The following is a 17,618-nucleotide window of genomic DNA, read 5'->3' as shown; positions in this document are numbered from 1 at the left end:
CTTTATGATTCATACGATTTACTCCCTTCTATGATGTTTTGCACACTCTTAAAATCCAATTTTCCTTGCGCCACCCCTTGCATCAATCCGATGATTTGCTCGTCTGTATACGTGCCCTTTGTTTGATGTGCTGCCGCGCTTTGATTCTGTCTTTCTGCTTTTAATGCCAAATGAGCGGATAGAGTTTGAACTGTCTGACATTCAAGGATTTCCCGGCCGGTCATCTTCATCTGCGTGGTTTTTTCGATATGACGCATCAATTTTCGGCCAAGAATTGAATCCATCCCATAATCCAGAAAGTTTCTTTTGAAATTGATGCGATCCTCAGATATGCCCAACTCTCGTGCTAAAAATTGAACAATGATCTTTTGCATGTGCGTTTCCCCATTAGGCTCGTCAACCTCTTTTTTCATGTCTTGTGTATGCGGTTTAGCGGCCTCTGATTGATGATTGCCTGACGAAACCCAATACCGCTCCCTTGCAAATGGATAGCCAGGTAAAGGGAGCATCCGAACGTCATCACCTTCATGAAGGAGCTCCCAAGGAATCTGATATCCTTTCACCCAACATTCCGCAATGTTTTCCAAATTTCTTTCTTTTGCGAGAATTTGCAGGACTGCTTCATCCTGTTCTTCTATCATCCCTTCCGTATGTCCTGTATAAAGAGATGCCTGTTGGCCTGATACCCCACCATTCTTCATTGCTTCCGCATATTCCTTCAATATTCGCACCAATTGCTCCTGATTGTTCACAACAATCGCGAGCCTTGCTTCCATGGCTTTTCTCCCCGCCTGAAGTGTATATGCAACATCAGGTAAAGAAAGGTTTTGATTCTGCTCAAGATACGCAATCATGCGGCTGACAGCATCCTGAAGCCGATCGTCATTTTGGGCTGAAAGCACGATGACCTGCGGGGATTCAGCTGACTCTTTATGCCGTTGTGTGATCGGCTGCTCATCCGTGATGTATTCTTCAATGACTGCATGCGCATTGGTGCCGCTGATTCCTGTCGTGCTGATTGTTCCCATCCTCGGCTTCTGATTTTTCCTGATCCATGGACGGTTCTCTTTGCATAGCACAAACGGGCTTTCTTTAAACTGAATATACGGGTTGTCCGATTCACAATGATGAGTAGCCGGAATGGTCTTGTTTTTCATTGCCATCAGCATACTGATTAAAGCAACCACCCCTGACGCTGCAAATGTGTGTCCGATTAACGGTTTAATCGAGCTGATCATGCAGAATTGCTTCTGCTTCGTATATTTGCTGAACACGCTCGTTAACGCTTGGACCTCAAGCGGATCTCCAAGATTTGAGCCGGTACTGTGCGCCATCACATATTGAATATCGAGTGGGTTGATTTCATTTTTTTCATAAATGTTTTCGATCAATTCTGCCTGGCTAAAAGGATTTGGTGCAGTAATGCCATTGGTTTTGCCATCGTAATTCACACCGCTGGCCTTTATGCAGCCATAAATGTGATCTTTATCTTCAATGGCCTTTGATAATGGTTTCAGGAGAACAGCAGCTACTGCTTCACCTGGCACCAGACCATTGGCATCCTGGTCAAACACTTTACATTGTCCATTTGGAGAAAGCATTTCGGCTCTTGTCAGCGCTTCAAAAGACATTTGAGAAATATTCAGGCTGACGCCGCCGGCTAAAGCCATTTCACAATCTCCCTGACGCAGGGCTGAACATGCCTGATGAATCGCCACAAGTCCAGATGAACATGCCGCTGTCAACGCCATATTAGGCCCTTTTAAATCTAATGCGTATGCGATTCGCGCAGATAATGTGGCGTTTTGCGTACCATTAATGTAATCCGTATCTCCGATTAAATGCGCATATTCCCCTTCTTCCACACCTACGTAAACACCGCAGGATTTTCCTTTTATCCGATGTCCCATATAGCCAGCGTCTTCAAACGTGTGCCATGCTTCCTCTAGAAAAATGCGCTGGCGCGGGTCCATGCTTTCGGCTTCTTTAGGCGATATTTGAAAAAACAGTGGATCAAATCGGTCTATGTTCTTCAAAAATGCGCCCCATTTTGGGACTGCTTTTTCTGGATCTCCGTCAGCACCACCCCAGTCGCGGCGTTCTTTCGGGATGTCAGAGATACAATGTTTGCCGTTTTTCAGATTGTCCCATAGCTCATGGATCGAATCAGCTTGAGGAAACCTGCCACTCATTCCGATAATGGCGATAGGCTCGGCGTGAGACTGCCTGTCGCTCTTATGATTGCTTTCTGGTACAGGAACTGCAGGAATTTTCACATCAGCTTCAGGGGGCTTTTGTGCCTCAGATGCATCATCCCGGTAAAGTGCTTCGATCAGCTCTTTGTGATCCGTTAAGAAGAAGCCGATCAATTCTTGTAAAGTCGAATAGCCAAAAAATAAAGCCGGTGTCACTTCGATGTTGAAATGCTTTGATAGCACATTCGAGAATTTAGCCAAATAGATCGAATCAAATCCGAAGTCGGCCCAATTTTTGTTCAAATTCAGCTTGTCCTTTGAGATTTTAAGCAATGCGTGAATATGTTCTTTCAGATCGTGTTCTAAACGCTTTTCAATGCTTAGCGTTTTGATCTCTTCCCTTTTTTCTTGTGCTGCAGGTGCTTGAATGGCCGGTTCCGGAACAGCTGGTTCAGTCATTCCTAAAAAGCGGCTGACCCGGCTGGACTGGCCAGCGATCACGAGATGCTGAGCATCCTGCTGAGACAGGATGTGTTCAAATAGACGGATGCCTTCATCGGCTTCTAAGAAGCGCTGACCGCTTGATTTCAGGTACATATCGGTTGTTCCTTCATCACCGATCTTCATTCCGCCATCCTTCCATACAGGCCAGTTGATGACAAACGTTTTTCCGCTATGAAGCTCATTTCTGTATTGTGCATAAGCCATTTGGAACCGATTCCCGATTGCATAATCACAACAGCCAAAATCTCCTAAAATAGCAGAAGACGAAGAAAAATAACAAATAAAATCAAGGGCTTCATTTTTAAGCCATTCATCAAGCGCTATCGTGCCGTTGACTTTCGGTTCAATGATGCGCCGGAAGCTTTCGATCTCTTTGTCAAAAATAGTAGAATCGCTTTCGATCCCGGCTGCATGAATAACACCATTGATGGTACCAAATCGATCTTTCCCTCTTTTTACGCAGTCTCCCATCGCGATAGGATCTGAAACATCTGCTTCTGCATACATGGCTTCGCCGCCTAGATCCTTTAATTCTTTTAATTTCTTTTGCTTTTCGTCATTGAAAGGCGACCTCCCTGTCAAAATCAGGTTTGCGGCATAGTGTTTAGCCAAATGCTTGGCGAATAAATAACCGAGCCCTCCTAAACCGCCTGTCATTAGGTAAGTACCGCCAAATTTCAATTTGCTGTTGTTCGGTTGTATCGTGGTCTGTTCAATGTGACACACACATCGTTTCCCATTTTGATACAAAACGGTTTGTTCAGTTGAAGCCTGTAATTCCGTCCAGATTTTTCGCGCCCAATCCTCCATCGATTCTTGATCTGCCGGCTGAAAGATCCCAGTCACTTTTGTGTGTGGAAGGACAAGCACGAGTGAACGTTCGAAGCCAATCCATGATTCCAGATAGCTCCGGTCAAGACCATTTTCAAAACGTCCTGCCAGCAGCAGCCGTGAAGGGTGAAGCTTTGCTGCAGTCATACCTTGTAATAGATAGACAATACAGGAATGGTCCTTTATACAGCTCGCGTCTTCCGCAGGCCACAAATAGAGGATTGCATCTGGCTCTCCATGTTCCGCCTGAATGCTCTGGAAGGCTTTTTCAAAAGTGACGGGTTCTTGCCGCACAATCTGATAGCTGTTTTGAGATTGTTTGCTGTACACCTCGCCCTGTGAAATAAAAATGATCTTGGTGTCCTGATCAACATTTTTCACAGATGCAGCGAATGCGTTTTGCTTTTCTCTATCCGTCAGAAAACAGATGAGCGTTTTGAAACGTTTCGATGTGAGAGTTGCCGGCTCTTCTTTCCACACTTCTTGAAAAGTCATAACCTCGAAATGCTCTTCTGGTTGCAGTTCATGATTCTGTTCTATACGCGCCGGATCCTTTGCCGGGCTTGGTACCCAGTAACGTTCCTTTGCAAATGGATATGCCGGAAGACTGATCCGGACAGGCGTTTGGCTTCCGTACAGCTTGCCCCAGTCAAAAGACAAGCCTTTCACCCAAAGATCCAGCAGTTTCGTGTATTTTCCTTTGCTCATCCATGCCTCTATGATTTTTTCCGTATCTTCATCAGCTGATAAGACGGCTAATGCTTTTTTGTTGTCATCGATGCGATCCAGGTACAGGCTGTCTGCTTTGTTTTCGATAAAATCGTTCAGCTTTCTCTCAAGATCCTCTAATGATTCCGCTATAAAGCCCAGCCGTTCCTCCATTGCTTCACGGCCCGTTTGCAAAGTATAGGCGATCCTGAACAGATCTGTTTCGCTGTACCTTTTTTCTTGAATGGCTGTGAGCAGCTGTTCCGCTTTTTCTTGCAGCCGTTCCCTGTTTTTCGCTGACAGCACAATCAACGCAGGAGAATGAGCTTCAGGAGTCTGCGCTTCTGTTCTCGGAATATATTCTTCCAGAATCATATGTGCATTGGACCCTCCGGCGCCAAAACTGCTCAATCCGGCACGTCTCGGCACCTCTTGCCCGTCAATCACCGGGCGTTTCCATTCGCCAAGATGCTGCTGAACGACAAACGGAGTATGGCTGAATTCAATGTTTGGATTCAATCGCTGAGAATGCAAAGATGGCGCAATTTGGCCGTATTTAAACTGAAAAAGAATTTTTGTCAGCCCGGCGATGCCGGCTGCACTTTCACAATGGCCGATATTTGATTTGCTGGAGCCAATCGCGCAAAACTGTTTCTCTTGCGTATCTTCCTCAAATGCTTTTGTTAATCCCGCTATCTCAATCGGATCTCCTAATGCGGTGCCTGTTCCGTGCGCCTCCAGATAACTGATGGTCCGGGCAGGAATGTTGGCGCGCTCAATCGCTTCTTTAATCAGCTGTGCCTGTGCATGAGGATTTGGAACCGTATATCCATTTGTTTTTCCTCCGCTGTTAATCGCACTGGCCTTTATCACACCGTAAACATGGTCGCCGTCTGCTATTGCTTGCTGCAGCGGCTTTAACACAATGGCTCCTACGCCTTCACCGTCGACAAATCCATCTGCGTCATCGCCGAATGATTTACATGTATCACTTGCAGAGAGCATATTCATGACAGATAAGTTCTGATAATGGACCGGGTCGACAACTACATTGACACCGCCGGCAATGGCGCAATCACTTGATCCGCTATAAATACTTTCCAGCGCTAAATGAATCGCTGTCAGAGAAGAGGAGCAGGCTGTATCGACTGCAAGGCTCGGACCTTGGAAATTCAGCAAATAGGATATTCTGTTGGCGATAGACCAATAGCCGTAGCCGGTCGGATAATTTTTGTTCATGACTCCGGCAAAGACGCCGATTTTTCTGCTTGTACAGAGCGTGTCAGGCGTGTATCCCGCATCTTCAATACTTGCATAAGCGGTTTGCAGAAATAATCGCTCCTGAGGGTCCATTCTTTCTGCTTCGAGCGGAGAAATCTGAAAGAATAATGGATCAAACTTGTCCATATCCTTGATAAATCCGCCCCATTTCGTATAAATCGACCCTTCTTTTCCTTTTTCTTTATCGTAATAGGCTCTCCAATCCCAGCGTTCTTTCGGAATTTCCTCAATACAGTTTCTTCCTTCTTTTAGGTTATTCCAAAAGTCTTCTGCTGTCTCCGCCTGAGGATAACGTCCGGATATGCCAATAATGGCAACGTCACGGCTGGCAAGAGCGTGTGTTGGCGTTTCTTTCTCCTTGCTGAAGCCAAGCTTGCGATAGCGCTGCGATCTTTTAACGGCGTGTCCAGACTTCTGTGAAGATTCATTCTTGCTTGCGGCCGGTGGCTGTTGGTGAACTTGACGGTCAAGACCTGTCAGTTTCATGAGTGCTTCTGTTTTTGTTTTGATTAAATGTTCTACTAACGCGTCGATGGTCTGGTACTCGAAAAATAAAGTGCTGCTTACATGGTCTAATTCTTTACGCAATGTATTCGTCAGCTGGACGACGACGATAGAATCGATACCGTATTTTTCAAGCGGTTCAGATGACTCAATTTTGCTTGCAGGAATTTTCAATGTTTCTCCGATTAGTTTTTTCATATATTCTGTGCTTTTTTCTCTAAGAGCATCAGTATTGGATTGTCCCGCTTTCTCCGAAGCTATGTTTTGTGTATTGGCTGGCTCGTTAAATGATGTCTGAGACATATCTTTCTCTGGCACGATCACACTTTCCATCATCATACGGCGAACCAGCCCATTGCTTGAGGCTGCGACAATTTGGTGACTGAGATCATGGACAGCTTCGGCCGGGAAGAAGACAGATTCAAAGCCTTCGCTTTCTAGTGCCTCTTTCCAGCTGTTAGGATATAAGCCTGGACAGCCGGGAATCCGCACTGCAGGATCTTCATACAGCCACCAGCCTTCCAAGAGACCAAAGGTGATGTGGGGGAACAGGCTGTTTCCCGCCATTTCATTCAGCAGCAGCATTCCGTTGTTTTTCATCACTGCTTTTGTATGCCGCAGGGTTTGACGGATATTTTTTGTCGCGTGAAGGACATTAGCGGCAATGACGACATCATAGCCGCCAGCCTCGATTTCCTGCTGGTCAATTGGTTTTTCCACGTCAAAAAGCTGATACGTCAGGTACGGATTTTCCGCCCCATATTCCTTTTCAGCATGCAGCAAAAATGCTTTCGACAGATCTGTATAACAGTATTCTTTGATATGGTTTTGATAGGCTTTCAGTTTTTGAAAGATTCCGGCACTCGTGCCGCCTGTGCCTGCGCCTATTTCCATAATGCGAATCGATGCCTCAGGATCGTGCTTCAGCCGTTCATCCACGTAAGCGATTAACGTATCGGCAAGCACTTTATTAAAATAGTCTGCCACTTGGTTATGCTTATAAATGCCTTCCACCAATTCCATCGAGGAATGCGGGAACATGATATCCGTGGCAGGCACTTTTCCTGTCAAAATATCCGGTAATCCTTTCAGCATGGTCTCTGCTAAAACAACCATCGCCTTTGTATTGCTGTCATTGAGCCACTTTTCTTTTTTCGCATTCCATTCTTGCCAAAGCAGCCCAATATCCTCTGCTTGATCCTTCCTCATCAATGAATCTCCATGTTTCTTAAGATAATCATGCTGCAGAAGGAATTCACTGCTTTGCTGAAGCCATTTTTCATAAAATTCACGAGTCTTGTATTGTTGAAGGCGTTCAACTGATAATCTATGACCATCAAACAGTCCGGCCGTTTGTAGCTGCCCTAACAACAACCTGTAAAGAAGATCGTCCAGCTCTTCATGTGTGACTCTTTGTAATTGTCCTGTTTTCGGCAGGCGCTCCTTCAGGCTTTCATCGTTAGCTGAAGGGTGCTCGGGATAAAGGGTGATGAATTCATTCTGATTCACGCCTTCGACTGCGACAGGTTTTGTCGTATGAATGAAAGCCGTTTGGCTGACTGGCCCAGAAAGCAGTGCTTCCAGCGCCTTCATGCCTTCCGCAGGCTTAATTAAGCCTAAGCCAATTTGATTCATGAGCTGTACATATTGTTCATCCTCAGCCGCTTCACTGTTCCCCCAATATCCCCAGTTCATGACTTTTACAGGGCAAGCCCAGCTTTGAGAAAGACGGTGAGCAAAAGCATCTGCAAATGCGCAGCCAGAGGCATAATGGCTTTGTTTCACATTTTTGATATGGGCTACAAGCGAAGAGAAAAATAAAACAAAATCCAAATTCTCCTGACGGAACACTTGGGCCGTTTGAACACTGACATCCACCTTTGCCGCCAGTCCGGCTCTACATTCTTCCAGCGTCATTTTTTCCAGGCTTTGTTCAGATAAAACCATTGCAGAGTGAACGATTCCGTGAATGTGAGGATAACGCTTTTTCACTTGATCATAAGCCTGCTGCAATGAATGCATATCCGCTGCATCGGCAGCAATATAGTAAGGCTCAGGGCCAAGAGCGGAAAGACGGTCTACTTTTGCCTTGATGGCATCATTGATTTGACTGCGTCCAATCCAAACGATTTGCGCCTGATAGCGGCGGATCATGTACTCACTCCATGCCGCCCCGATGTACCCGGCGCCTCCGATGACCACATAGACTCCGCCTTTTCGATATAGCGTGTCATTTGACGGTGAGTGCCGATATGGGATCAATTGCTGCTGATGCCATTGCTGATTCCGATAGGCCCAAGCGTGGCCGAGACGATCAGCAGGAAGGGTAAACATTTGTTTTACCGGCCATGTGCAGCCTTCTTCAAGATCAAGAAGACGAATTTTCCAATGCGGATATTCCTTAGCGATTGTGCCGGCGAGTCCGTGAATGCTTGCATGAGCTGGCTGTACAGTTTCATGTTGCGTAACCGGCTGCGCTTGGACGGTCACAAGAGACCATTCTAGCTGTTTCTCACCATAACCTAATTGAAGACATGCCTTCACAAGCTTAAACGCCTGAAGAACAGCCTCTTCTTGTCCCTCACTAAACATATTCTCCGAGTATGACGGAGCAATCCACAATACATGGTCAATGCTGCCGCACGGTTGCAGTTTGTCTGCTATTGCATCAATATCATCTGCAGGCCGAATATCGATAAAGGAAACCTGAGGATAATGCTGCTTTATTAATGCCCGTTCACCTTCAGTACCGCCGCATAAAACAGCACGCTTACCGATAAACGAAGCATCGCCCTCCTTATCTGGAGAAACCGGTTCCCAGGCAGGGATCATCATCGTATGCCCTGTCAGCGGGGAATCAGCTACTGTTTGAGGCTTGGCCTGCTCTCCATCAAGTGCTCGCATCGAAGCACCCTTCATTCGAACACAAACGTTCCCGTTCTCATCGCATAAATCAATATCATATTTTCTGACTTTGTCCTCCGCTTTGCTATCTGAACTGTATCGAATATAAGACCATATCTCTTCTGGACACGGGCTGAAAATGTCAAGCTCCTGCAATGCAAACGGGAGAGAAAGCTGATGAGCTTGTCTGTCAGCATTGACTGAGCTAACGATAAAACCGACTGTGGAGTGGAAGGCGGAATCCATCAAACTCGGGTGAAGCGTAAATTGCTGCTTACCGTCTTTTAGAGAATCGGGCAATGAGATTTTGGCAAGCAATTGATCTTGTCCGACGAGTACTTTTTCTATCCCTTGATAGCCCTCGCCATAGTCAAGCCCAATCTTTCGAAACGCCGTATAGCATTGTTCTGACGTTACTGTGTCCAGACTGCATTCTGTCTGGATTGATGCAAGGTCTAAAACTGGGGTGTCCGCTTCAGCTGAAATGACTGCACGGCCTTGACTGTGTACCATTGGGGTTTCTTCTTTAGTTTCAGAAATGCTGTAAATGTCAAAGGAAATGTCCCCGTTATCTTCAGGATAAAGGCCAATATGTATTTCTTTTGGTTCACTTCCTATCGTGATAGGGCGGACCCAGACGATGTCTTTAAGCGACACAACTCTTTGTTCATCTTCCAGATCGCCCGCAGCTTTTTCCGCTGCTTCTCTTGCTATTTCTAAATAGGCAACACCCGGCAAGATTTTCTGTCCCTGCACAACATGATCAGAAAGGAAAAATTCCTTGCCTGTAAAAACAGAGCTAAAGCGCTGCTCAGTAAAGTCTGACGTATTGCGGTGCACAAGCGGATGTAAGGTATGATTCACAGTGCTGGTTTTCGTTTCAGGAGCCGGTATCCAGTAGCGCTCCTTAGCAAACGGGTAGGTCGGAACGCTGATTTTAAGCGGCTTGCGATCGCCGTATAAGCCGTCCCAGATGACCCGCTTTCCTTGAACCCATGATTCCGCCATTTTCTTCAACTCGCTGTTTGTTGATGTTGGTTCTGCAGCCTCCTGATCCTCCATGGCTTGCCCAGTCCAGCAACCATCGATCTCTTCTTCACCATTTGTAAACGCCCGAAGCTTAGCAGTTAAATCCTTTATGTCCTTCACGATGAAGGCTGCCCGCTCCTCCATTTCCACCCGGCCCGTCTGTAATGTATAAGCTAACGCTACAAGATTGACGTCCTCGCTCAGAAAAGCAAGGAGTTTAACAGCGTAAGCCTGCAGACGGTCTTTGTTTCTCGCGGACAATAGAATCATTACTTCTTCATTTTTCGATAAAACCGGCTCTGAAAAGCTCTCTGCCGGAATATATTCTTCCAAAATAAGATGCGCATTGGACCCTGAGGCCCCAAACGAACTTAAACCGGCGCGGCGGGGATATGTGACGTCCATCCCGTTTTCTGCCATTGAAGGCTGCTCCCATTTTTTCGTTTCATGCTGGACAAAAAATGGGGTTTGATCGAGCTGCAAATATGGATTCAGCTCTTCTGAGTGTAATGATGGCACCAATGTTTTATGATGCAGCTGCAGGACAGTCTTTGTTAAGCCGCTGATGCCGGCTGCAGATTCGGCATGGCCAATGTTTGATTTCACAGAACCGATTGAGCAGAATTGCTTGTCTTGTGTATTGCGGCTGAAAGCCTTCACCAATCCTTGTATTTCAATCGGATCCCCTAATGAGGTTCCAGTGCCATGGGCTTCAACATAGCTGATGGTGCGTGGATCAATTCCCGTTTTCTCTAAACACGCTTCGATAACATCAGCTTGAGCGACAGGGCTCGGAACTGTAATTCCGCTTACTTTTCCTACGTGATTAATGACACTGCCTTTGATGACAGCATAAATCCGGTCACCGTCCTGTTCAGCTTTTCGGAGCGGCTTTAACAATACTGTTCCGACACCTTCTCCAGATACGTAGCCGTCCCCGCCTTTGCCGAATGTATGGCAATAGCCGTCACTCGAATGCATCCCCACACTGCCGTAGCTGATATATTTGGCCGGATGCAGTGATAAATTGACGCCTCCTGCAAGCGCGGCCTCGCATTCTCCATTCCGGATGCTCTCTATAGCCAGATGAACCGCAGTTAATGAAGAAGAGCAGACCGTGTCCACCGCCATGCTTGGGCCGTGGAAATTACAATAGTAAGAGACCCTGTTGGCAATTTGCGCATAATTCAGCGATAAAGGAAATGGATTGTGCTCTGATAGAGCCTCCGCTCCTATAAGGGAGTAGTCCTTATGCATAACACCGGCAAATACGCCGACATGCTGCCTTTTATTTTCTCCCTGCTGTGAAGCAATTGTTTCTGGTGTATACCCCGCATCTTCAATAGCTTCCCAGCACGTCTCTAAAAATAAGCGTTCCTGAGGGTCCATGGTTTCCGCTTCACGGGGTGAGATCCTGAAAAATTGAGGATCAAAGCAATCAGCATCCTCGATAAACCCGCCCCATTTCGAGAATGGCTTGCCTGAAGGTGACTCCAGCCCATTGTTTTCCTTCCATTCCCACCGCGAGTTGGGGATCTCTGTGATGCAGTCGGTACCTGCCTTAAGATGTTCCCAAAATTCCTGTATGTTTTTTGCCTTAGGATAACGGCCTGCCATTCCGATAATCGCAATATCCTCCCCGATTTCTCGTGAAGAGATAGCGGCTGCTGAAGAATTCTGCATTGGTACAGGAGACTGGCGGACTGTATCGTCCACCTCTCCAATTGAATAGTAATCAGCAAGATGCGCAGCTAGTTCTGCAATCGTTGTATATTCAAACAGCAGTGTTGGAGAGAGGTCCGCTCCAATCTTAGCCCCTATCTCCTGAACCACATTAAGGAGGGATGGTGAATCCAGCCCAAGCTCATAGTATCCGGCATGGATATCCATTTGTTCTGCCGGCCTTTCAAGCTGTTCAGCAAGCAATTGACGCAAATACGTTTCAATTGCGGTATAGTCCTGACCAGGGTTTTGAGAGACAGCTTGTCTTTCTTCTTGACTTTCTTTTGCAGAAGGAAAGACTGCCGCATCCCGTACAGACTTGCCTGCAAACTGTTTCAGCTCGGCCACTTTTTGTCCTGATGAATTAAAATATTCAATCGTCATATATGTGAGTTCTTTCTTCTGGCGCACAGATGAAGAAAGTATCCGGGCTGTACATCCTTTTTGCAATCGTTCCGAAGCTGAAAACGATTCATAACACAATGGCAGATACATCGTTTGATCTGAGAGCAGGCAGCTTGAACCTATGCCGCTGCCGTCAATGAGAGTCGGATGAAACAGAAACGCTTCAGAATGAAGCAACGCTTCCTGTCCGACTGATAAATCTATCAAAGCACCCTCTTTGGTTTCAAAAATCTGCCCTTTCGCTTTCATCATGCCAGTATGCACTAATTGTTGAGAGCAGCATTGTTCATATATTTCATCCAAATTCAGAATCCTGTCAGCTGTACGTTTCCACTGATTAAGGTCTATTGATTCGGCAAAAGCAGTTCGCTCTTTACGATGCATGTCAGCCGTCACATATTGTCTTTTGTCCGATAGCGACTCACCACGCTGTTTTTGTCCGTCGATGATGATGGACCATTTCCCTTTCTTGCTTTCAGACACGTGAATGGTCAAAGCAATGTCATACCATTCGTCTGCGATCAAAGGGTAAAAAATGGTCAGGTTTTTCAATTCAAGCTCTTGATATGCATAACCATGTTCTTGGAATACTTGGTAGATCAAATCTATATAAGCAAGGCCGGGTAATAACGCTTGTCCATATACCTTGTGGTTGGACATAATAGGATTATTTATTGAAATGGTCAGTTGTTCAGTTATCATTTTCCCACTCCTCTCTTATTTGAAAGTTTTCCAAAACATATCTTTAGGAGCCCCCGTGTCTGAAAGCACTTTTTTCTGCACGGTTTGAGCTGATGGTTCTGTTAAAACGGGCTGACGATGCAATTCCGGCAGAGGCAAAGGTTTTCTTCTGATTGGACGCCCAGCCGAGTCTTTCCAAGCTTCTACAATCAGATGGACATTTGTTCCGCCATCGGCAAAGCAATTGATTGCCGCAGCTGGCGTTGTTTCGCTCCACTCGGTTTGCGATTTACAAAAATACAAATCTGTCTCTTCTATATCAAAATACGGCATGTTTTCGTCACCTGACAGGAATGGAACCAATTGTCTATGTTTCAGCATTAAAGCAACTTTAATCAGGCTCGCTATTCCTTCAGCACATAAAGGGTGGCCGATGTTAGGTTTCACTGATCCAAGCCCTAATGGCGCCTTTGACCCAGAGCGGTAAATGGCTTGAATCGCCTTCAGTTCAAGTAAGTCTGTTACTGCTGATCCCGAACCATTCGCTTCGAGATAACTGATCTCTTCAGGCTTTTTGCCGCTTTTTTCAAGCGCTGTCTGCATGACATCCTTTTGCGCCTCGAGATTCGGTGAAGATGGGCCTGCCGTTCTTCCGTCATTGTTAATAGCAGCGGCTTTAATGACTGCGTATATGGAATCTCCGTCTTCGAGTGCTTGGCTGACGGTTTTGACGAGAACCATACCCACGCCTTCTCCTAAAATGACACCGTCTGCCCGCTTATCAAAAATATGGAATGACGGTTTGTCACATAAAAGTCCGCGCTCCTGAAACATTTGATGCGCATCAGCATCAAGCAAACTGACGCCGCCCACAACCGCTGCCTCAATATCTCCGCTTCGGAGAGCCTGAATGGCCATATTCAGCCCGACCAGCGCAGAGGAACAAGCGGTATCCAAGACAATACTTGGGCCCCTTAAGTCAAAAAATTGTGAAATGTTAGCTGCTAAATAGTTTTGTCCGCCAGCCACAATCGGATTTCTTGCTTTTGAAAGACTGGACGGATCAGGCTTGTGCTGGCTGCGGCCTCCTATATAAACACCAGTCCTCATGCCTTTCACTTCTTTCTCTGTATAACCGGCGTGATACCACAGTTTCAGGCTTTCCTCCAATACAGCCAAAGCTTGAGGATCCATCGCTCTGACATCATTCTCGGACATCATGAAGAAATCATGATCAAATCGGTTCATTTCATCAATGAGACCCGCGTAATTCGAGCTGGAATGCCCGAATCGTTCAGGCGGTACAGGTTTAATCGCAGACCGTCCATCACGTATTAAATCCCAGTATGCCTCAAGCGTTTCCGCTTCAGGGAACCTGCAAGTAAGACCGATGATGGCGATATCTTCTGTAAGACTCGCTGTTTTTACATGACTTATCTGTTGCGGCTGCTGTTCTGGCAGTGGCGTCTGTTTCATTGCTGGTTGTGCCTTGACAGGTGTCTGTTTCTCAGGAACAGATCGATGCAAAATAGCTGATACATCATATTTCGATATGAGCCAGTTTGCAAAGGATTCTATTGTCGGATATTCAAACAAAATCGACGGATCAATATCTCCATTTAATGTTTGATTCATCTGCTGTACCAGCTGAGCCAATATAATCGAGTCGATTCCGTATTCTTGGAAAGGCTCATCCGTTTCAAAATCTTCAGCTGCTATCTTCAATTCATCTGAAAATAGAGTTACAAGCCAGTCGACTGTTTCAAGGAACAGGTTTTGAGTGTCAGCTTGCTTTTTCGTCTCAGGATGTGAGAGAGCTTCAACAGGCCGTGACGGCTGTATAAGCTTGTCCGGCTTACATACATTTGTATCTTGGATTACCGGCAGCACGACAGCATGCTGTGTATCGGATAGAATCTGATCCAGCAGCTGTAATCCCTCATCGTTTCTCAAGCTTACCAATCCCGTTTGTTCTAAAGCTTTGCTGCGAACCTCACCTAAACCGGTTTCCTTCCAGTTAGGCCACTGAATGCTGACAATTGGACATTCATCTCTATGCGCCTCTGCAAAATAATCCATAAATGCATTCGCCATCGCGTAATCAGCTTGTCCGGCTGCAAGAATAGGAATGGCCGCTGATACTGATGAAAACAAGGCAACAAACGCCAACGGTTCACCTTTGAGCAGATCAAACAACGTTTGCAGGCCTTCGACTTTCGGTTCAAGCACCTGTTCGATCTCTTCTAGTGATTTTCTGATAAATGCCGGATTATGTTTGTTCACCTTCCCGGCACAATGGATGACTCCGCCAATCGGCCCCATTGTTTCGTGTATGGTCTTCAGGCTCTGTGCGACAGCAAATGAATCGGCCAGGTCCAGAGACAGCACTTGAACATCCGCACCCATGGCTTCTAGCTCTTGAATCGCATTTATTTTCTCAGCAATCGAGGCACTTTTTACTGAATTCCACTGGTCACGCGGCGGCAGCTCTTCACGGCCGATGAGCACCAGGTGCTTAACACCGTATGTTTTCACAAAATGCCGCGCACACAACGAACCGAGACCTCTTGTCCCGCCTGTAATGAGCAGGACTTTTTCTGCTGAAAAGGATACTTGCTTCTGATAAAGGCCGGCAGCGTCTGCTGGCTGCTCTGCCAAATATGCGCGATAACGCTTGCCGTCTCGATAACAGACTTCTGATTCTGTGCTATTGGCATAAAACTCGTCTGCAATCTGTTTGGCCAGCTCCTCATGAGAGGCTGCGCAATCCATATCTGCGTGTCTTGATGTAAGGTGGCTGTACTCGCTTTGAAGCATGCGATATAAACCGGCCCGTGAAGCACCAGACAAATGAACAGCTTTATTTTCGAAAGACTCCAGCCCTTTCGTTACACCCAAGATCGTCAAACGATACTTACTTGTACGTCCTTGCTCGATCAGCTTTTGGAGCCAGTTTATCCAGCTTATCGACTGCTCATGGCTCGTACCGCACCCGATCAGATCGATTGCTCCAGAGATATGTTCAAAGCCTGCAGCAGATACATGACCGAGCTCTTGACTGTCAAATATACGGTAATTCGAGAAATACTTCGAAAGCTCTGCCGCTAATGCCGTTGTCTCCTCGTTTGCTAAAATGGCAACGGTTTGATTCGTACGTTCTACTGATTCAATCGGACAATGCTGCCACTGTTTGCGCAGAAAGCAGTGCTTAGTAATCGGTTCGGAGTAAGGCTGTGCTGAACCACTGTTTTCGGGCTTGTCTTCTTGATGTGGCAGCCAGTAATACTCTTTTGCAAACGGATAAGCAGGCAGACTGATTCGGCGAGGCATGTGAGCTCCATAAAGTCCGTTCCAATCGATCTGCAGCCCTTTCACCCATAATTCCGCTACTTTCTCCAGCCTTTTCTTCTCTATCCATGTTTGCAGCAATGCTTTGGCATCATGATCTGTTTCAAATAGCTTGATTTCGCTTTTCTTCGCTTTCACGTGAGCGGCAAATATGCTGTTGTTTGGCACATCCGCTAAATAATCACCTAAAGCTTTGATAACCGCTTCTTTCGAATCCGCCAAAAACGCCATCCGATAATCCATCGCTTCCCGGCCGGTTTGTAGCGTATATGCCATATCCTCCAAATCAATTTCTTCTATTGAATTTGCGTAATCTTTCATTACTTTTGCATAGGCCTTCAATTGCTGCTCTTTTTTCGCTGAGAGTACAAATAATGTTGAATGATGCTGCTTTGTTAATTGATCATTCCTCTGTTCAGGCTGATATTCTTCTATAACGATGTGGGCATTCGTCCCGCTATATCCGAAAGAGCTGACACAGGCTCTCCTCGGTTTTCCATCGGCCGATTCCCAAGGCTTAAGCTCCGTGTTTACATATAAAGGAGAATGCTCAAATTGAAAATGCTCATTCGGTGTCGTGAAGTTCAATGTTGGCACCAGGGTTTTGTGGTTCATACACAATAACACTTTTTGAACACTAGCTACTCCGGCCGCCGCGGATGTATGGCCAATGTTACTTTTGACTGAGCCGATTGCACAAAACTGTTTTTTGTCTGTTTTTTCTTGAAATACGGTGGATAAAGCCTCTAATTCAATTGGATCTCCTTGTTTCGTTCCGGTACCATGCATTTCTACATAACTGATACTCTCAGGATCTATGCCATATGTTTCATATATATCTCTTTCCAGATCCATTTGGCTTTTCACACTCGGTGCCGTGATTCCGTTTGTTTTCCCGTCCTGATTAATACCTGAGCCAATGATGATGCCATAAATATGGTCACGGTCTGCTTCTGCATCTTTCAGCCTTTTCAGAACCAGCGCACCCGCACCCTCGCCGGGCACAAAACCATTCGCACCATTATCAAATGCTTTACATTGTCCATCAGGTGAAAGCATGCCAGCCTCACACATACTGATGTAAGATTCCGGCGTCAGGTATAAGCTGACACCGCCAACCAGCGCCATATCAATTTCTTTGTTTATGAGTGCCTGTCGAGCTAAATGTGTGCCGACCAAAGAAGATGAGCATGCGGTGTCAATAGGAATAGCAGGCCCTTTTAAATTAAGAAAATACGGAATACGCGCCGCGGCGATCGCAAAGCTGTTCCCGGTGGCGTTTGCTCTTGCCTGCCGATTCAGCATGACCCCATACTCATTGCTCATAATGCCGAGATAAACGCCGCATCTTTTCTCATTTAATGTTCGGGCGTTATATCCAGCGTCCTCAAAGGCTTTATAGCCTTCCTGCAAAAATATTCGGTGCTGCGGATCCATCAGTTCAGCTTCTGACGGCGGGATATTAAAAAACAACGGATCAAAATGTTCAATATCATCAAGCATCCC

At 46.1% G+C, this 17,618-nt stretch carries 2 protein-coding genes (1 of these 2 only partly in view); both read right to left on the bottom strand.

The features are described 5' to 3' along the window. Positions 1 to 2: 2 nt before the first annotated feature. Complete coding sequence (locus GYO_RS31560; protein ID WP_014113859.1) at positions 3 to 12,785, bottom strand: SDR family NAD(P)-dependent oxidoreductase; 12,783 nt, start codon at positions 12,783 to 12,785, stop codon at positions 3 to 5. A gap of 15 nt (positions 12,786 to 12,800) precedes the next feature. Beyond that, positions 12,801 to 17,618, bottom strand: partial view of a type I polyketide synthase gene (locus GYO_RS31555; protein ID WP_080010079.1) — the 3' portion only. 8,892 nt of this gene lie beyond the right edge of the window; the window shows 4,818 of its 13,710 coding nt (coding positions 8,893-13,710); the start codon falls outside the window, past its right edge — the gene reads right to left on this strand; its stop codon occupies positions 12,801 to 12,803.

Origin of the sequence: Bacillus spizizenii TU-B-10 (assembly GCF_000227465.1) — a bacterium.
In the GTDB taxonomy this organism is placed as follows: Bacteria; Bacillota; Bacilli; order Bacillales; family Bacillaceae; genus Bacillus; species Bacillus spizizenii.
This window is presented reverse-complemented; position numbering and strand designations above follow the sequence as displayed.

Coding starts and splice junctions, on each gene's coding strand:
- GYO_RS31560 (WP_014113859.1), bottom strand. CDS start 12,785: ATGATAACTGAACAACTGACCATTTCAATAAATAATCCTATTATGTCC.